A 19,273-nucleotide genomic window follows, 5' to 3' on the forward strand; every position below is an offset into this window, starting at 1 on the left:
CTAATAAATGATTTAGTTGTCGAACGAAGCATGACTTTATTTCTCTGACACTTAGTAATTGAGATAAAGGCTAAGGCATGTTTATGACTGAAAAATTAATCTGTGTATAGAATTTCTAAACGTGAATGCTTTGAATTGTCACGCATTACAAAATGTTTGCATATGTAAATTAATGTTTAATCTAGGTCTAGTCCAGATTGAAATGAAAATATAACATTCCTCCTATATCTTAGCCGTGACTTTAATTTGGGGCATGATAATGAAACTTGTCATATTATTTTCATCTTTTCTCTCAACTTCAGCTTTTGCACATAGTGCTGAATCTACTGCAGGATTTTTAGAGGGTGTTGTTCATCCTATGAGCGGTGCATCGCACCTCTTGGCCATGATTGCGGTAGGCATAATCAGTAGTCGTTACGGTGGCGCGACCATTTGGCAAATACCGGCACTTTTTATTGCATCCTTAATAGCGGGTTTATATCTGGGTGAGAGCGGTGTCAATATTGTTCACTATCAAGTAAGCATCGCGTGTTCTTTGGTCCTACTCGGAAGCCTACTCATCAAGCCTTCTACGCCAAATTTACTATTTATGGGGGGAACTGCAGTTTTATTCGGAGTCTTTCATGGATATGCACATGGCATTGAGATTGGTGGTTTGATAAACCCAGAAGGGTTTAGAAAAGGGTTTTTTATGGGCTCTGTCATTATCCATATTGCTGGTGTGGTACTCGGGATGGTGCCACAGCAATACATACATTTTCACAAGATATTAAGGATTAGTGGTTTGGGATACATCGGGTTTGGTGTTTTTGGTTTATCAATGGCGTGGGCATAATGAAAAAAAATCTAATACTTGTTATCACTTTTGGTTTATTCGCTTGGCTATTCTTGGGTTATCAAGCCGTAGATAAAGATAACACCTTGGTTATTGGTGGCCCGTTTGAATTTACTAGCCAAGATCTTTCAAAAGATGGATACATATACACAAGAATGCAGGTTGCCGAATCCTTGTTTGAGGTTCAGAGTAACGGAAATATTGAGTCAAAGTTAGCTAGCTCATATGAGGTAAGTGAAGATGGACTTAAATGGCAATTCCATGTTCGTAATGGGGTTAGATTTCATGATGGTGATCTACTGACTGCAGAGAGCGTTGTGCTTTCTCTATCTCATGCCTTACAAAAGCCTGGGGTTCTAAATCAAATCCCTCTAAAGAAGCTCTATGTTGAAGGCGACGTTACTGTCATTGAATTGGCAGAACCATATCGACCATTACTTGCAATACTTTCTCATTTCTCAACCGCTATTTTGGCGCCTGATTCATTCGATAGTGAAGGACAGGTTGTAGATATACAAGGTACAGGTCCTTACAGAGCATCAGTTATTGCGCCTCCTCATAAGTTAAATGTAACAAGGTTTGATGACTATTGGGGGGATAAGCCTTCCATAGAAGAGGTGCATTATTTAACGGGTCACAGAGCCGAAAGCCGCGCTTTACAAGCCCAAAGTGGACAGGCAGATCTTATCTATACTCTAGACCCTGCCAGTATCGATTTGCTCAATAGCTCGGAAAACTTAACTGTTCACAGTCTATCAATACCTAGAACCGTGCTTCTAAAGCTCAATAATGAACACCGCTTTTTAAACAGTGAACATACACGTCAAGCACTAAGCCTTGCACTGGATAGACATGGTATTTCTGAACATATTGTTCGTGTAGAGAACTCGGAAGCCAATCAATTGTTTCCGCCTTCATTATCGGATTGGCACCTTGTTAATGCCGAAGGAGCAACGCGAAATCTACCAAAAGCTCAAGAACTGCTGAAATCGCAAGGATGGGAGCTTAACCAGGAGAATTTGTTGCAAAGGAATGATGAAGTATTCGAGTTGACCTTAGTGACCTACGCGGATCGACCTGAACTTACGGTGATCGCGACCGCTATACAAGCTCAATTGAAAGAGCTAGGTGTTGCTATAGACGTCAGCGTCGACAACTCGAGTGCAATCCCAGCAAAACATCAAGACGGTACCTTGGAGCTTGCGTTAATCGCACGTAATTTTGGAACCATCTCAGATCCTTTAGCCATTCTACTGGATGACACAAAGCATCATATTGGAAGTGACTGGGGCCCGATGAATTGGTCTTCTCAAGAGTTGAACAGAATACTGAATGACATGGTGCTTAGCCAAGATGATTCTTACAGGGAGTTAGCTCAGCAAGCATCCGTCATTTTAGCGAAAGAGATGCCTTTAATTCCGGTTGTTTATTATACGCAGCAGGTATCGGTAAATAATCGAGTTCAAAACTTCCAGTTTGACCCATTCGAGAACAATTATCGCGTATCGGAGATGTACTTTGCTCAGTAGAATTCTTTATAGACGTCTGGCGCAGGCAGGCTTTGTGGCTTGGGCCGTGGGTACGCTGACATTTATTATGATGCGTCTGTTACCTGGCGATTTCGCCTATCGTATTGCCGCAGCAAGATATGGCTACGATTATGTCAATCAGGCGGCTGCAGATGCCGTTCGTGCAGAGCTAGGCCTAGATAGAACTGCCTTTGTGCAATATTTTGAATGGCTAGTGAACCTAGTTCAATTCAATCTTGGTGATTCGTTAGTGAGTGGAAACCCTGTTACCCAAGAACTCTATCATCAATTAGGTCACTCGGTGCAACTAGCGATATTTGCCACATTTCTTTCGCTCGTTATTGCTGTACCTGTTGGAGTGTACGCAGGCAAAAAAGCAGGGTACATGGGAGACAGGATCTCTCTGTTCTTTTCTATTTTATTAAGGTCACAGCCAGTTTTTGTTATTGGCCTTGTTTTGGTGTTGGTATTCGCGTTGAAATTAGGAATGTTGCCCGTAGCAGGCTTCGGCAGTAGCGAGTATTTGATCTTACCGGCACTGGCTCTAGCACTTTCTATGGCCGCTATGTCTAGTCGTATCATCCGAAACTCGACTCAAGACGTGTTGAACTCGTCTTACTACCAATTTGCAAGATTTAAAGGTCTTAATGCTAAGCAAGCATTCGAATATCATGCCCAACCTAATATTGCGCTTCCTGTTATTGCATTTATAGGAATACAGTCGGTCGCGCTTATAGAGGGCATCGTTATGATTGAATCTCTTTTCTCATGGCCTGGTATTGGTCACGCACTGGCCCATGCCATCTTTGGTAGAGATATTCCGATGATACAGGGAGCTGCTTTAGTCATGGGATTAATGTTTGTTTGGGTAAATACCTTGGTAGATTGTTTGGCCTACCTGCTTGATCCAAGACAGAGAGAGGAGGCTTACGCATGAGGTATTTAAATAACATGCAGAAGCTAGGTGTAGCACTAGTGACCATATTGATTTCTTTAGTGGTAATCGAGGCTCTGTTTTGGGGTAATGACCCTGCTATACAAAATCTTCAACATGTATTTTCTGGACCGAGCATTGCTAATCCCTTGGGCACAGATCAATTTGGTAGGTGTAATCTCGCTAGGCTGTCTAGCGCCTTGCAGACTTCGCTATTTATGGTGTTGATCGCAGTAATTACCTCATCAGTTTTAGGTGTTGCTTTAGGGGTGTTGGCGGGTTGGAAACAAGGTTGGATAGACAGACTTTTATCCTCTCTGGTTAATGTGGTTTTAGCTCTTCCTGGCCTGATTCTGATTTTGTTGTTCGGAGCGCTAGTACCTGGATCATATTTCATCCTTTACGTGGCTATTTCCCTAGTTTTGTGGGTTGAGTACTTTCGTGTGATACGTGCTAAGACTATGGCTCTGATACAACTTCCAGAAATACAGGCTGCAGAACTATTTGGGTTCGGACCGTGGCTCATTTTTAAACGCCATTTATGGCCTTCTTTTAGAAAAGATGTATTCACTCTAGCTTGCTTTGGTGCGGGAACATCGGTACTAGCGTTAGCATCGGTCGGTTTTGTATATGTTGGTTTGAGGCCACCACACGCAGAGCTTGGTCTCATGATGGTTGAGCTTTTTCCTTACTACAGTGATGCCCCATGGGTTTTATTGCAACCACTGATTGCTGTGGTGCTAATGGTATTGGGCTTTCATCTGATAGCAGGAGAAAAAAGTGAATAAAGTAATCGAAGTACAAAAACTTTCAATTTCGTCATCGCAGGGCTGCATAGTAGAGGAGCTGAGTTTAAGTTTAGAGTGGGGAAAGCCAGTCACCATCCTTGGAGAAACCGGTTCAGGAAAAAGTTTGCTAGCGCAAGCAATCATGGGTGCATTGCCTAGGGGGCTTGAAGCGAAGGGCGAAATTCGCCTTTTGGGTAAGACAGTAGAGTGTAAAGCCGACATTGAAGAATTGTGGGGAAGAGAGGTTGCCATGCTACCTCAAGAGCCTTGGCTTTCATTAGACCCTATCATGCCAGCCAGTAAACAGATTTCCTTGGTGAAGCGTCTAGTCAGTTTATTAAACAAGCCAAAGTCAGAATCCATAGCTATCGATTCATTGGCTAGATTTGGTCTAGAGGGCTCTGAAGGTAAGGTTCCGAGTCAACTCTCAGGCGGGATGGCACAAAGATTGGCTTATTTATGTGCTACGTCCGCTGGTGGCAGAGTACTTATTGCCGATGAGCCAACTAAAGGGTTGGATAGCAGTCGAAAACAGCAGCTTATTCAACTGCTCAAAGAGCACAGTAACAAGGGAGCACTGCTCACCATTACTCACGATGTAGAGGTCGCAAAAGCCTTAGGCGGTGAGATTCTAGTGATGAAACAAGGGAAGGTCCTTGAAACAGGATGTTGCGAATCGGTATTGAACGCCCCTAAATCTGAATATGCCCGCTCGCTTATATCTGCTCGTAATCTTGATCATCAGCGTGGAGACCTATTACCAAATCACAAGGTGCTGCTTGAATTAAAAGGAGTAGAAAAGTCTCGAGGTGGCAAAACGTTATTTTCTAATGTTGATTTGAGTCTAAGAGAAGGAGAGGTGCTTGGTTTAGTTGGTGACAGTGGCGCAGGTAAATCTTCCTTAGCTGACGTAGTACTTGGGCTTGTGCAGAGTGACAAAGGTAGTGTTGTTCATCATCAAGTTTTAACACGTCCTAAAATGCTAAAGCTCTATCAAGACCCGCCAGCGTCATTTTGTCAAAGCATAACGTTGGCTAAAAATCTAGAAGATCTTTGTAAACTGCATCAATTAGACCGTAAAGATATTCCGCGATTGATGAGTGAACTTAGCTTGAATTCTGAACTCCTGAACAGAAAGCCAGACTCTATTTCTGGCGGAGAGCTTCAGAGGTTCGCGATTTTGCGAGTATTATTGATGAAACCCAAGGTTTTGGTCGCTGATGAGCCTACCTCAAGGCTCGATCCAATTGTTGCGGGGTCTACTATCCAGTTACTACTAGAGCAAACCTCTCGAATTAATTGTGCAGTGGTGTTTATTAGCCATGACTTGGAATTGGTCAAACAGGTGAGTCATAAGGTTGTTAAAATCTCAGACTATGTAGCAAATCATAGCAGCGAGCTCAGCTCACCTCTAGTGACAGTTTGATCAAGGAAGGGAGTTACATTTATGTATCGCAGCGACAAGCTAGCAAAGCGCACATTACCACCGCTTAACTCCTTGCGTGCATTTGAGGCAGCCGCTCGTCACCTAAGCGTATCCAAAGCCGCAAATGAGCTTAATGTAAGCCGAGGAGCAGTAAGTCAACAAATCAAACTGTTGGAGCGCCACTTAAACCAGTCTTTGTTTCTTAGGCAAGGCTCACAAATTGAATTGACAGAGCCGGCGCTACATTTTCTTACTTTGCTCACTGCGACTTTCGACAATCTACAAATGGGGACTCAAGGTTTATTTGGACAGAACGTACAGCAGGCGTTAACGGTGCGCATTTCGCAGTCTTTTTGCTGTGCATGGCTTTTAACTCGCTTAGCCGACTTTCAGAGACAAAATCCAAACTTGAATATCAAGTTTTATTCTACGGTCAATCTTTATCCTTCTGCTGAACAATCCTGTGATATAGAAATCATAAATGGATATGGTAACTGGCATAACAAAGAAGCAGAAAGGCTAACAAACAACGAAGAATGGGTGGTAGTCGCCAGTCCATGCTTTATTAAGCGTTTTGATTTTACACAGGCGGTAGAGACCATTTCAGGTTATCCGAAGATTTCAACCATGGGGTATAGTGAGGGATGGCGAGATTGGTTTAATGTTCATTCTCAAGGAATGCCCTATACCGAGCCTGTATTAGAGTTTGATAGCACACAGTTATCCATGGAGGCAGCTAGCCAAGGATTGGGTATGTTGTTAGCGAAGAAGATATTGGTTGAAGATTCAATCAAAGCTGGTGATTTGGTCATCGCACACGAAAACACTTTTAGCAGCCAAAGTCATCATTACATCATCGTGAATAAGAACAGAGAAAACCAGTATCAGGTGAATCAATTTAAGCAGTGGCTGTTAGAAAGTGTGGAATAGATTGATGTATATACGTTAGCCACCATCTAAATACAATTCTGATGAAATATTAGATCAGCCTGATTTCAGATAATTCATACTGATAGAACGTTACACAGTGGCTACTGTTATATTGAAGTGAGAGAGAATAGTAGTGAAAATGTAAGAATTTATTTGTGATCTTAATGGCAATATCTCCGAATTTAGCAACAAAGTTATAATGGTTTCAATGAATGTATTAATATGTATTATTCATTTTCGATATGAATAATGTGTCAAATTGAATTTGCAAGTAGATAATTACTGATAGATATGTGTAAGATGAAAAGGTAAAAACATTATTAACATTACTGTAAATTAGGATTATTTAATGAAGTGTTACATTTATCTATCTTGTGTGCTTTTTTCTTCTGTGGTTAGTGCCGATACAATATCAATAATAAATAAATCTGAATCATTGATATATGGTGCGTTCCAATCAAAAATAATGACAGGGGTCGCGGCAGATTCTGTAAATGGTTATATAAAAGATGGGAAAGATCATGTTTACTTTGAAAGTGATGGGTTCTTTAGTCATGATTCAATTGATATAAAAGTTGGTGATGTAATCCCCAAAGTATCTATATTTAATCAGACTCTCAATCGATATGAGATTTGTGCTGAAAATTTAGTATTTGAAGGTGCATTAACATTTTCCTACGATGGGGAAGAGTGTCAAAGAGTTCATAATCAATTCGCACATTCGACGAGTGCGCCATTTGATATAACGACCTATGGTGGCTCTAGGGGTGGAGCTAGCTTGAGAGAAAGAATAATTTTACCAACCGTTGCAGAGTATAAAGGCATTAGAACTATGTATAACTTAACCCAAGAGCATAGTGGTTATGGTGGTGAATATGCTAGATATACGGGAACATTTTTATTCAGATCTCCATGGGAAACAGAAACATTACAACATCGGGGATATATTAAGCAGGGAGAAGTAAATAAAGTAGATTGGTATGCACCTTTGGGTGCAACAAAATACTTCTTTTATGACAATGAAAGCTTCGATTTAAAAGGCATTCCTGGCGGTGATGAAATAACAATTCAACACTTTAATAAGAATGGGAATTATATGGCTTACCATCCGGAAACCGGAGAGTTAAATTACAATACCTTGACTTACAGTGATCTAAGAATAGAATTGTTTGAACCTAAAGTAACTCTTATCGAGGGTGTAATCGGAACGACTGGCGAATGGAAAAGACCCGATTTTGATTATTTTACAAATGAAGACAATGGCCGAATTAAGGAAAATATACCATATACATCAATTCCGTTTACTGTAGATGAAAATGGATATTATGGTTTCAAAGTGATAAATAGAGGTCCATTAGGTGACTGGAAGATTGCGCAAAGTGTATTATACATATTTGATGGTGTGCCAAAAGAAAATGGACATTACAAAAACATGCTTGCAGAGAACTCTTTAGGTCACATTCCAGGAGTGTTCTTAGAGAAAGGGAAAGAGTATTATATTGTAAATAGCGATGCTTATGAGGCAACCTCTGATTCTTTTTATATTCATGTTGGCGGGCCACAATTGATTAATCATTAAAATTACATAGCTATACGAAGTTATTAATTCAAGTGATTGAACATTTGCCCAAAAGATCGATCAAAAAACAAAAACTTAAATGATTGCGCAATGAAAAATGTGCGTATTCGAAAAAGGGTAGTGGTTCTACGATCCACTACCCTTCGATTCAAGTTTATCTCCTAAACTTGTTCGTTGAAGTCAACCGTAATGGTATTGTTTGGAACCACTTCGACCGGATTAGGATCAGAAATATCGTCTCCTTGGTAAATGCTAAATCCGTCAATAGACCCTTCTGTATCTTCACCTGCAGTACATGTGTATCCAAGTGAGTAGGTACCTTCACCTAAAAATCCAATCTCATATTCGTAGGTCACACCGTCTTCAGCTAGATTGACGTTAGCTGAGGTTGTAGGTGCTACTTGGGGATCTGTCGGTGCTGCAGCGAAACCCACCATGTTAGACCGGTCTACTTCACCAGAATAGACATAGACAGCATTTACCGCGGTAACCTCACCATCAGTTATTGCATTATCACAGGCTGCTACCACGTCTGAGCTTACCGTGCCTTTTATGTGTCCGGCTTCAAGGTTATTGATTAACTGAATTGATGTTCTTTGTATCGTGTAATGGGTATTTTGACCTACAGGCTCTTTTAGACCACGTCTTAAATCAAATTCGGCAACAAAATCGTTATTACCAGCATTAATGGAAAACGTTTTGTTGAAGTAAAGAACACCTGCGTTAGGTTCTTCACCAACACCTTGAGGGCACTTACCATCTCCCTGTACCTGTAAAGGAAAAGCATTACCTGTGTCTACATCATCACCAACGATGACATGAGATGAGTCGTAGTTTTGCTCTTCGGTACCATCAAGAACAAACAGGCATAGCTTGTAATCGCCCGCTGGCACTTCTTGATCTGTTACTAGCGGTGCAACATCACTTCCTTGGAAGTTGAGTAAATCAACACTAATGCTGTCTTCTTCATCTTGATTAAATTCGAACTCAATAGGTTCACCAGAGCCTACAGGCAGAAGTACCGCTCGCTTATAGAAGAGTGTTACCGATGCAACATCATCAATAGGTGCATCGGATACGCCAAGGCTAAATTGACCTGTGGTTGAGGAACTACCATCACCATCTCCACCACAACCATAAAGCCCAATAGAAAGGGCTGTCGCCACTGCAGTGTATTTTAAAATTTTCATCATCACGTCCTTCTATACCTAACGTTTTTAATTGTAGATGTTGTTGCGCAGTTTAGATGTTGCATATTGAACTGTGTCATAAGAATGAAAGCGATTTGAAAAACATCAACAACACGCGAATTAGTTAGCTAAACTATTCGAGGTGTTTGTTTTTAAAGGGAAGTATTTAATGAAGTTGTATGAATCGGCGGCAACGCCTAGCTGTAGACGTGTATCAATTTTTCTTAATTTAATCGGTGCACAAGTAGATCGAGTATCGGTTGATTTAAAAGGTGGAGAAAACATTACCCCTGAGTTTCAAGCTAAGAGTGCCAGTGGCACCGTGCCATTATTAGAATTGGATGATGGCACTAATATTAGTGAGTCTGTGGCTATTTGTCGTTACTTTGATCATCAAGTACCTAACAGCGCTAACTTATTCGGAGCACCTGGCCTGGAAAGTGCTCAAGTAGAAATGTGGCATCGCATTGTAGAGTTTCAAGGGTTAATCGCTGGGTTTCAGGCATTTAGAAATATCACAGGGTTCTATTCTGATAGAGAGAACTGTGTGAGCGAATGGGGTGAGGAATCTAAAACAAGAGCTATCGCTTTCTTGGATAAATTAGATGCGAGATTAAGTCATTCTGGTTTTTTAGCGGGTGATAACTTATCGGTGGCTGACATAACGGGCTTCCTATTTATTAATTTAATGAAAGGGGCGTTTAAGGTTGACATAGATGAGGGTTATTCACACATACATGTGTGGCATACAAAACTTGGCGCTATGCCTGAGTTCCAATAGCAGTTAGAATGGCGACCAGAGAACGAGCTTCGCTCGAGAATAGAAGTTGGAAATACTGTGGATCATTTAGAAGAAGAAATCGAAATTGAAGCGATTGGTGTTGAAGTTACGACACAACCGGTTGAACTTTATAAAGTGCTTAAGATTGCTGACGCGGTAAGCGGTGGTGGTGAGGCAAAGCAAGCGATTAGCCAAGGCTATGTTGCAGTAAATGGCGAGATCGATACTCGCAAGCGACGCAAGCTAGTAGACGGTGACTTGGTTCAATTTAACGAAGAATTCTATCTTGTGATTTACGTTGACCCAGACGAACTTGCTGCGCGAGATAGTGTGGTTGTTGATGATGCTAGTGGCTATGATGCAGTTGAACAAGGTTTTGACGACGAGGTAGCCTACGTTAATGAAGAGCCTGAACTGGAAGAAGCACCAACTGTAGTTGAAGATGATAAACCAAAGAACCCCAAGACAGGGCGTAAGTCTATCGACTTCTTTTAAGCGTTTATTATGTGAAAAGGGCAACCCAGAGGGTTGCCCTTTTTGTTATCGTTCTGGTTATACCGATCGTAGTAAATAACTGTTCACCCTAGCTTGTTAAAACACTCGATAACGGCGTTAGAATTTTTGATTGTAGAATAACTACTTATCAGAAAGTTCAGCCTTGTTATCCAGCGTTTTGCCTGCGCTATTTCCAACCACTTACTTACTGTGATTGGTATTAAACGGTTGCTTGTACCTAGCTTACGCTACCGCATTGTCTAAAATCTTGTTCATTTCATCGAGGTTAATCGACTGGTTTTCACCAAGAACCGTCATTCCGTGAGATTTAAGTTGCTCTAAAATTGCGGAGATAGTCGCTGCCTTGTCGTTGCCGTGTTCGGTGAGTGTTGTGGGAACATTTAGGCTTTGATAGAAGCCTTCAATTGCATCAATGGTACGCTCTGCAAGGTCTGTGCCTTCTTGTAGCCCAAATACGTTTTTACCCATTTGTTCCAACTTAGCGCGTTTGAACTCAATTTGATTTCTCAATAGGGAAGGTTGAACGATGGCAAGAGAGCGCGCGTGATCAACGTTGTAAAGAGCTGTTAACTCATGCCCTATCATGTGTGTTGCCCAATCCTGAGGAACCCCAGCACCAATCAAACCATTTAAAGCTTGGTTTGCTGACCACATCAGATTTGCACGCCAAGAGTCACTATCTCGATTGGAGAAATCATCCCCCAAAGATTTCAAGTTCTTTAGCAGTGCCTCTGCAAATCCATCCTGTACCATACCGCCAGCAGGTTTAGTAATGTATTGTTCACATACATGAACCCAAGCGTCGACAAGCCCGTTTAGCAACTGCCTTTCTGGTAAGGTCTTCATAGCGTCAGGGTCAAGTACAGCAAACTTAGGCTGTACTAATGGTGATAAAAACCCGGATTTATGCTGCGTTGCTTTCTTGGTAACAACGGCACCTTTGTTAGACTCCGAGCCCGTTGCTGGAAGAGTGAGAATTGCTCCAAGCGGTATGGCGTCTGTTACTTTATAGTCACCCGTCATAATGTCCCAGCCGTCACCATCATAGAGTGACGCAGCAGCAATATATTTAGTGCCATCGATTACTGAACCGCCCCCTACAGCGAGTAGGTAGGTGATACCTTCTGCTTTGACGATTTCAACAGCCTTATTAAGGGTTTCTACGGTCGGATTCGGCTCAACGCCAGAAAACTCCTGCCATTGATAGTTTTCAAGGGCTTTCGCAACTTGATCATAAACCCCATTTTTTTTGATTGAACCGCCGCCGTATATAACCAAAACTTTGCTGTCTGTTGGTATTACAGTATTGATTGCTGCGATTTGACCTTGGCCAAAGAAGATATTTGTTGGGTTGGAATAACTAAATTGCATGGAACATATCCTTTGTCGTTATAGGCATCTGGACAAACCTTGATGCATAAATGTAAAGCATTGTTTATGGTGTTCTGCGCTCTCGTCTGAACTCTTTAGGTGTACAGCCATAAATACTTTTAAAGGCACTACTAAAGTGCGTAGCACTGTTAAATCCGCATAAAGAAGCAATATCGGTGACACTTGTACGTCCCGCACGCAAAATAGTAGCGCCTTTGTAGATTCTTTTTTTCTTAAGCATTTCAGTAAAAGATAAACCATCTTCAGCCAGCCGACGCTTTACCGTGGTCACGGATACCTGTAAGTGTTTTGCAAGCATAGGTAGGTTCTGTTCTTTATCCAGTCTCGCGTCCATATACAATGAAACTTTCTCGCTAAAACTGATTTGTGTTGCGTGTTGAATCGCACTTAAAAGAGTTGGGTACTTATCTGTGGTATGTGAAAGTAATGCATCTAGCAAATAACATTGAACCTCTTTTTTGCATTCAGATAGTTCACTACTGGCGACTAACGTATCAAGAAGTTGACGCTCGAACGGATGGGTATCGAACAAACAAATTGATGGTTGGGTTTGTTCTTCACAAGAAGCAGGAGAGAAATTCAACAATACTTCATAGTCGACGAGTAGCAGTGTGGCTTCAAAAACACTGGCACAATCAATTGAAGTGGTCAGATGCTCTTGAGAAAGAAAGATGAATTGATTTGGCGTAATCTCGGGTTGTTGTTCGCTCTGCATCAATCTCAAGCAACCGCTATTCACTACAACAAAACCTGCGGGTTTGGTTGGATAGTCTTTTAAGATCAGTTGGGTGTGATTTGAAAAATGTAAGCAAGCAAAAGGTAACACGTACAAATTCCTAATTGCGAGGATAGATTGATTCTATCTTAGATTTGCTCTGGATGGTAAAGAGTTTACTTAAGTGTATGAAATTTAGGAATGTAGTGAGGATCGAAGATACCCATAGAGTAGTGATGACTACTCTATGGGAGGGGACGCAGGTTAAGCGTCTTGCTTAGGTAGGTCAGCAAAAACTTCTGTTGGTTTCGCTACCATATTACGCTTATCAATATTCACATCAGAAAGAACGACTTCTACGATGTCGCTAAGTTTGTAGATAACTTCTTTGTCGATAGAAATCGTTCCTTGATCGGCACTTGATTCGATACGTTCTTTATTGTCCATAATTAGAGAATTAGGAACAAAAGCAGCCGCGCCGTTTTCAATCAAGCGTACGCGCATACCACTTCGACCAATATCAAAGATTTCACCTTTGAATTTAGTCTGAGCTTCTACGTCTTGTTTCAGCGTGCGGGCATATAACCAATCGCTTACTTTACGCTCTGCCATTCTGTGGTGTTTGCGGTGAATTGCCAGTTCATCGCCTACTTCATCATCAGGGATTTGCACAGGTTCTTTGTTCAGAATTACCGCTTTAAGAAGGCGATGATTGACCATGTCACTGTATTTACGAATAGGAGACGTCCACGTTGCGTAAATATCTAACCCCATAGCAAAGTGTGGTGCAGGCTTGTTACCCATTTCTCCGTAGCTTTGATGCTTACGAATTCGGTTGTCTAGATACTGAGTTTCTTGGTTATTTAGCCAGCGGCGTAGGGCAGTAAACCCGTCAAGCGTGATAACATTATCAGCGTTGAAGCCTTCTGCACCGTGCTCTGTGATTAAGTCGATAACGTTAGAAACTTTATCTTCTTTAAGGCCAGCATGAGTATTAAATATACCCATATTAAGTTTGTCGCTTAGCACTCGACCGGCACAAATATTAGCGGTGATCATTGCTTCTTCAACTAACTTGTTGGCGGAGCGGCGCATATCTGAGTGAATCGCAATCACATCGTTATCTTCACTCAGCTCAAAACGATAATCTGGACGATCAGGGAAGATAACAGCATTGTTTTCTCTCCACTCACTGCGGGCCTTCGCCATTTCTGCAAGATCGTTCACAATCGCTGCAATTTCTTTGCTTGGTGTCCACTTTTCACAACTGCCGGTTTCAAGGAAGTCAGAAACATTGTTGTAAGCGAGTCGAGCGTGAGATTTGATGTTGGCAGCAAAGAAACGAATATCATCTTGGATAGTACCATCGCTATTAACTGTCACGGTGCAACATAGAGCAGGGCGCTCTTCGTCTTGGATAAGAGAGCACAGGTTATCAGCAAGATCGCGAGGCAACATCGGGATATTACGGCCGGGCAAGTAAATGGTAAAACCACGCTCGCGAGCCACTTTATCCATTTGATCATCTGGAGTGATGTAAGCGGTAGGATCGGCTATTGCGATCGTCAACTCGAAGTTACCTTTGGCTGTTTTACGAGCATACAGAGCATCATCCATATCCTTCGTTGACTCACCATCGATGGTGACAAAAGGAATATGTGTGAGATCTTCTCGGACTAAGTCTGCATCATCGTGAAGCTTCCAGTCATCAATACCGGTAGGCTCAGAATTTGGTAAATCATTTTCTGCTAGGGTTACCCACCAAGGAGCAATCTTGTCGTTCGCATCCGTAATTTTTTCAGTAATTTCAACCATGAAATCATTATCACCCTTAAGAGGGTGTTGAATGACTTTAGCGACAACCCAATCACCTTCAGCAAACATGTCATGCTTTAGGCCTTTAGCTGTTTTGGCTTTTAGAGATAGATTACGTAGTTGCGGTTGGTCAGGTACAACGTTGAGACGGCCCTTAAACAGCTTAATACGACCAATGAAACGAGTGACGGCTTGTTCAACCAACTGATCTGGTTCTGCGAATTCTTTGTCATTCTCAGTGCGAATAAGAGCAACGACTCTGTCACCGTGCATACACTTTTTCATGTGCGGCGGCGGGATGAAATAGCTTGTCTTGCTATCGACTTCTAAAAAGCCAAACTTTTTGTCGGTCGCCTTGATTGTCCCTTCTTTGGTAGGGATAGTTTCTTTGATCTGCTGTTTTAGTTGAGCAAGCAACGGATTGTCTGCAAACATCTATCTTTATCTTAATGAAATAACCGGCACACTATAATGATTTCGGTGCTTTTTAGCCAGTCCTGGTGAATAACTGAGCGCAATTTAACCAGTTGCGCACTACACTGTACTGCGTATTGAAAAATAAGGTCCGCATGTACAGCACCAAGAGATCAATTTACGAGCCAGAAATGACAGTTTGACGACAAATTGATTTAAATTTGTGACGGAACTCAATTTTTTCTAGCTTTCTATGTGGTTTTAGTGCAGAATGCGCCTCCTTCGACTTTGTCCCTAGCGGCTTGATGCGTTTTATATACTTATCCCTTCTGAAAGGATTTAGTGTGTATTGCTGGATCGGTGTATGAATTTAGAGAGCACCTGGGACCGTTTTTATGAACACATTATAGTGGGATCCCGATGCAAGAATCTGAAATTAAATTCAGCGATTTAGAACTTAACGAACAAATCCTATCTGCTCTTGATGGCATGGGCTTTGTTTCTCCTACACCTATTCAAGCAGCTTCTATTCCTTTGCTTCTTGAAGGTAAGGACGCGCTAGGTAAAGCGCAAACAGGTACTGGTAAAACTGCTGCCTTCTCTCTTCCTCTTCTTCATAAACTGGAACTAGACCAGCGTAAGCCGCAAGCGATTATCCTTGCACCAACGCGTGAGCTAGCAATCCAGGTAGCAGCAGAAATTAAAAACCTTGGTAAGAACATCCGTGGTCTTAAGGTTCTTGAAATCTACGGCGGTGCTTCAATCGTTGACCAAATGCGTGCTCTTAAGAACGGCACTCATATCGTTGTTGGTACTCCAGGTCGTGTACAAGACTTGATCAACCGTGACCGTCTGCACCTTGACGAAGTAAATACGTTCGTTCTTGATGAAGCGGACGAAATGCTAAACATGGGCTTCGTAGAAGACGTTACCGCTATCCTTGAGCACGCTCCTGCGTCTGCTCAGCGCGTATTGTTCTCTGCAACTATGCCTCCAATGCTTAAGAAAATTGTTGAGCGCTTCTTGCGTGATCCTGCATTTGTTGATGTTGCTGGTAAGAACCACACTGTTGACAAAGTAGAGCAACAATTCTGGGTAGTTAAAGGTATCGAGAAAGACGAAGCAATGACTCGTATTCTTGAAACTGAAGAAACTGATGCTTCTATCGTATTCGTGCGTACTCGTCAAGACACTGAGCGTCTAGCTAGCTACCTAGCAGACCGTGGCTTTAAAGTAGCTGCACTTCACGGTGACATTCCACAGTCACAACGTGAGCGTACTGTAGACAACATTAAACGTGGCGTTATCGATATCCTAGTAGCAACTGATGTTGTTGCTCGTGGTCTTGATGTACCTCGTATTACTCACGTATTTAACTACGACATTCCATTTGATGTTGAATCTTACATCCACCGTATTGGCCGTACTGGTCGTGCTGGACGTAAAGGTAAAGCGATCCTACTTGTTCGCACTAACCAAATGCGCATGCTTCGTACCATTGAGCGCGTAACTAAGTCAGCAATGGAAGAAATTCAACTTCCTCTGCGTGATCAAGTTGCAGAAGCTCGTCTGAAAAAATTAGGTCTTGAGCTTCAAGCAGATACAGAGCACTCTTCTCTAGAGAAATTCTCTGAACTTGTAGAAAAACTACAGACTAACCTAGAAATTGATGCTGCAACTCTAGCTGCGATTCTACTTCGTCGCCAACAAGGCAAGCGTCCGTTGTTCTACGTTGGTGAAGACCCAATGACTTCTGCTATCGCACGTGATAAGAAGCGTCGTGCAGAACGTCGTGAAGGCGGTCGTGATGGTCGTGATGGTGGTCGCGAAGGTGGTCGTAGCTACGGCGGCGAAACTAAAGACTGGGATACTTACCAACTACAAGTTGGTCGTGACCAAGGTGTTCAGGTTAAAGACATCGTTGGTGCTCTAGCAAACGAACTGGGCCTAACTAAAGGTTCTATCGGTGCGATCAAATTGGCTCAAGGCCATACATTTGTTCAGCTACCAAAAGCGATGAACTCTGAAACTGCCGGTAAACTGAGCAAGCTACGTATTCGCCAAAAAGAAACTGCAGCTGTAGTTTGTGATTTTGATGACTTCCGCGAGTCTCGTGGTGGACGTCGTGATGGCGGTGGTCGTCGTGATGGCGGACGTGGTCAACGTGAAGGTGGCGGTTACCGTGGCAACCGTGAAGGTGGTGGCTATCGTGGCAACCGTGAAGGCGGTGGCAATCGTGAAGGCGGCCGTGATGGCGAGCGTCGTTTCGATCGTAACCGTGGTAGTGACAACCGTGGTGCCCATCGTGGTGAACGTGGTAACTCTCGCCGTACTACTGCAGAGTAATCTAACGTAATTTAGATTTAGAAACCGGGGCATTATGCCCCGGTTTTTTTTCGTCTGAATAAAAAGCAAAGAGAAATAGCCGGGATATGTATTATTATTTATGGCTTTTTTAAGAGTCAAAAGTGAAGACTTAGCTTGCATAACTAGAGCTGAATTACCTTATAAAGCCCCGCACAGGCTTAAAAATAGTTGAATTTATCTAGTCGATAATAAATTTCAGGCGTTAAATAAATTTGCAGGTTGATCAAGATCAAAGTATCTTATTTTGTCATACTATTTAACTAAAAAAAATTTGAATAATTTTCAAATTATTTGATAATCATAAACACAGATTGAATGCCCCCTCGTCTAATTAGGATTTAACTCATGTCAAACAAGAACGTACTCGTTATCAATTCAGGCAGCTCTTCTCTAAAGTTTGCTGTTATCGACTCTGAATCTGGTGAAGCGCTAGTCAGTGGACTAGGTGAGTGTTTTGGTCTTCCGGAAGCGACCGTCGAATGGAAATTTAACGGTGAGAAGTCTAAAGAAGCGATCACTGCTCCTGACAATCATCATCAAGAAGCGATTAATCGCATTGTGAAATTGATGGATGAGCTTTCTCTAAAAGAAACCATTGTTGCTGTAGGTCACCGTATTGTTCATGGTGGTGAGAAATTCACTAGTACTGTTCGAATTGACGATGCTGTGCTGGCAGAAATTGAGAATCTGTCGGATCTAGCTCCTCTACACAACCCTGCTGGTGCGAAAGGTATTCGTGCAGCAATGGCTGCTTACCCATCTCTACCTCAGTTTGCTGTATTTGATACTGCATTCCACCAAACAATGCCACAGAAGGCGTTTACGGGTGCTATTTCTCATGAGCTTTACAAAGAGTACGGTATCCGTCGCTACGGTTTCCACGGCACTAGCCATTACTATGTAAGCCGTGAAGCTGCGAAAATGCTGAACAAGCCAGTTGAAGAATCTAACTTCATTACTGTGCATCTTGGTAACGGTGCGTCAGTTTGTGCAATCTCTAATGGTGAGAGTGTTGATACTTCAATGGGCTTCACGCCACTTGCTGGCCTAATGATGGGTACTCGTTCAGGTGACCTTGACCCTGGCATCATTGAGTTCTTGATGAAGAAAGGCTGGACTCCAGAGCAAGTATTCGAAACTCTTAACAAAAAATCAGGTTTCTTGGGTGTATCCGGCGTAACTTCTGACGCTCGCGGTATTCTAGAGGCAATGGACGAAGGTCACGAAGGTGCTAAGCTAGCATTTGAAGTATTTACTTACCGTGTTGCTAAGTACATTGGTTCTTACATGATTCCTCTAAGCTCTTTGGATGCAGTCATCTTTACTGGCGGTATCGGTGAAAATGCTCTAGATATCCGTAGTGAAATCTTGACTAACCTAGCCCTACTTGGCTTTGTTGAAGACCGAGCGGGTAACGAAGCAGCACGCTTTGGTGCTGCAGGTCAAATTGCAGAATCTAAGCTTTTAGGTGCGAAAGTGCTAGTGGTACCTACGAACGAAGAATTCGTAATTGCTAAGCAATCTGTAGAGCTTCTATAAGTTAAAGCGAACAAACTTTGAAAGGCGACCTTAGGGTCGCCTTTTTTCATTCTAATCAGTGTCGCTAAACGCTTTGGTTACCTGTACACTGCATTTTTGAAAATTGTGAGAGAAGTCATGTCTAAATTTTTCTATCGTGGTACCCCTGATATCATGAGTAACTACGGAAAAAGTGGTTACAACCCAGAACCTACGCTTAAGTTAGGTAGTGAAGGGGCACCGTTGTCTCTTACAGTTGTTAGTGAAGAACGCAAACTTGAGGTGAAAGCCTTGGTGGATCAGAACAAACTGTTTGCTAATATCGAAGTGGACTCAACTGTTGATGAGAACATCGCTGAGTTAGAGACGATACTTAATAAGCCGAAGACTCAACGCTTCGAAAAAACGCCAGAACGTAACGACCCTTGTAGTTGTGGTAGTGGTAAGAAGTATAAAAAGTGCTGTGGCCGCTAATCACCAATACTATAATCGCTTCTCTTAAGCCGTCCAATGGACGGTTTTTTTATGCTCGTAGGATTAAATA

Annotated in this window: 16 protein-coding genes; 12 read left to right on the forward strand and 4 right to left on the reverse strand. The window is 42.2% G+C overall.

Translation table 11 applies throughout. From position 1 onward, the window contains the following. Positions 1–259: 259 nt before the first annotated feature. From OCU48_RS15205 to OCU48_RS15235, 7 genes are all read left to right on the forward strand, one after another. Positions 260–835: a HupE/UreJ family protein gene (locus OCU48_RS15205; protein WP_167496163.1), complete on the forward strand. Its 576-nt coding sequence runs from the start codon at positions 260–262 to the stop codon at positions 833–835. Beyond that, positions 835–2,364 (forward strand): ABC transporter substrate-binding protein, encoded by a 1,530-nt coding sequence (locus tag OCU48_RS15210; RefSeq protein WP_141344660.1) that lies wholly within the window; start codon positions 835–837, stop codon positions 2,362–2,364. Before OCU48_RS15205 ends, OCU48_RS15210 begins: the two co-directional genes overlap by 1 nt. Continuing rightward, on the forward strand, positions 2,354–3,301 hold the full coding sequence (locus OCU48_RS15215; protein WP_244312245.1) for an ABC transporter permease: 948 nt from the start codon (positions 2,354–2,356) through the stop codon (positions 3,299–3,301). The genes OCU48_RS15210 and OCU48_RS15215 overlap by 11 nt, the downstream gene beginning before the upstream one ends. Further along, positions 3,298–4,086, forward strand: a complete 789-nt coding sequence (locus tag OCU48_RS15220; RefSeq protein WP_141344661.1) for an ABC transporter permease — start codon at positions 3,298–3,300, stop codon at positions 4,084–4,086. Before OCU48_RS15215 ends, OCU48_RS15220 begins: the two co-directional genes overlap by 4 nt. Further along, positions 4,079–5,512: an ABC transporter ATP-binding protein gene (locus OCU48_RS15225; protein WP_141344662.1), complete on the forward strand. Its 1,434-nt coding sequence runs from the start codon at positions 4,079–4,081 to the stop codon at positions 5,510–5,512. Before OCU48_RS15220 ends, OCU48_RS15225 begins: the two co-directional genes overlap by 8 nt. A 21-nt stretch (positions 5,513–5,533) precedes the next feature. After that, on the forward strand, positions 5,534–6,442 hold the full coding sequence (locus OCU48_RS15230; protein ID WP_141344663.1) for a LysR substrate-binding domain-containing protein: 909 nt from the start codon (positions 5,534–5,536) through the stop codon (positions 6,440–6,442). Between the two features lie 349 nt (positions 6,443–6,791). Beyond that, positions 6,792–8,021: a hypothetical protein gene (locus OCU48_RS15235; protein WP_141344664.1), complete on the forward strand. Its 1,230-nt coding sequence runs from the start codon at positions 6,792–6,794 to the stop codon at positions 8,019–8,021. Positions 8,022–8,182: 161 nt separating this feature from the next. Here the strand turns inward: OCU48_RS15235 and OCU48_RS15240 are convergent, their stop codons facing one another. Further along, a complete protein-coding gene (locus tag OCU48_RS15240) occupies positions 8,183–9,211 on the reverse strand; it encodes a DUF4382 domain-containing protein (protein WP_141344665.1) in 1,029 nt (342 codons plus the stop codon). 169 nt (positions 9,212–9,380) lie between these two features. Here OCU48_RS15240 and OCU48_RS15245 point away from each other — a divergent pair, with 169 nt between their 5' ends. Continuing rightward, positions 9,381–9,992 (forward strand): glutathione S-transferase, encoded by a 612-nt coding sequence (locus OCU48_RS15245; RefSeq protein ID WP_141344666.1) that lies wholly within the window; start codon positions 9,381–9,383, stop codon positions 9,990–9,992. Positions 9,993–10,049: 57 nt separating this feature from the next. Continuing rightward, positions 10,050–10,487 carry an RNA-binding S4 domain-containing protein gene (locus tag OCU48_RS15250; RefSeq protein ID WP_141344667.1) on the forward strand — a complete coding sequence of 146 codons (438 nt, stop codon included), beginning with the start codon at positions 10,050–10,052 and terminating at the stop codon, positions 10,485–10,487. 243 nt (positions 10,488–10,730) lie between these two features. On the opposite strand, the gene OCU48_RS15255 is transcribed toward OCU48_RS15250, so the two are convergent. From OCU48_RS15255 to rnb, 3 genes are all read right to left on the reverse strand, one after another. Beyond that, positions 10,731–11,879, reverse strand: coding sequence for an iron-containing alcohol dehydrogenase (locus tag OCU48_RS15255; protein WP_141344668.1), 1,149 nt, complete (start codon positions 11,877–11,879; stop codon positions 10,731–10,733). A gap of 64 nt (positions 11,880–11,943) precedes the next feature. Beyond that, a complete protein-coding gene (locus OCU48_RS15260) occupies positions 11,944–12,726 on the reverse strand; it encodes an AraC family transcriptional regulator (RefSeq protein ID WP_141344669.1) in 783 nt (260 codons plus the stop codon). Between the two features lie 153 nt (positions 12,727–12,879). Next, on the reverse strand, positions 12,880–14,865 hold the full coding sequence (gene rnb / locus OCU48_RS15265) for an exoribonuclease II (protein ID WP_141344670.1): 1,986 nt from the start codon (positions 14,863–14,865) through the stop codon (positions 12,880–12,882). A gap of 399 nt (positions 14,866–15,264) precedes the next feature. On the opposite strand from rnb, the gene OCU48_RS15270 reads away from it, so the two are divergent. The 3 genes from OCU48_RS15270 (at position 15,265) to OCU48_RS15280 (ending at position 19,203) form a co-directional block, all read left to right on the forward strand. Then, entirely contained in the window at positions 15,265–17,190 is a 1,926-nt protein-coding gene (locus tag OCU48_RS15270) for a DEAD/DEAH box helicase (RefSeq protein ID WP_141344671.1), read from the forward strand. Between the two features lie 366 nt (positions 17,191–17,556). Continuing rightward, positions 17,557–18,750: an acetate/propionate family kinase gene (locus OCU48_RS15275; protein WP_141344672.1), complete on the forward strand. Its 1,194-nt coding sequence runs from the start codon at positions 17,557–17,559 to the stop codon at positions 18,748–18,750. Between the two features lie 117 nt (positions 18,751–18,867). Then, on the forward strand, positions 18,868–19,203 hold the full coding sequence (locus tag OCU48_RS15280; protein WP_141344673.1) for a PBPRA1643 family SWIM/SEC-C metal-binding motif protein: 336 nt from the start codon (positions 18,868–18,870) through the stop codon (positions 19,201–19,203). The last annotated feature ends 70 nt before the right edge of the window (positions 19,204–19,273 follow it).

This window comes from Vibrio inusitatus (assembly GCA_024346935.1).
Lineage (GTDB): Bacteria > Pseudomonadota > Gammaproteobacteria > Enterobacterales > Vibrionaceae > Vibrio > Vibrio inusitatus.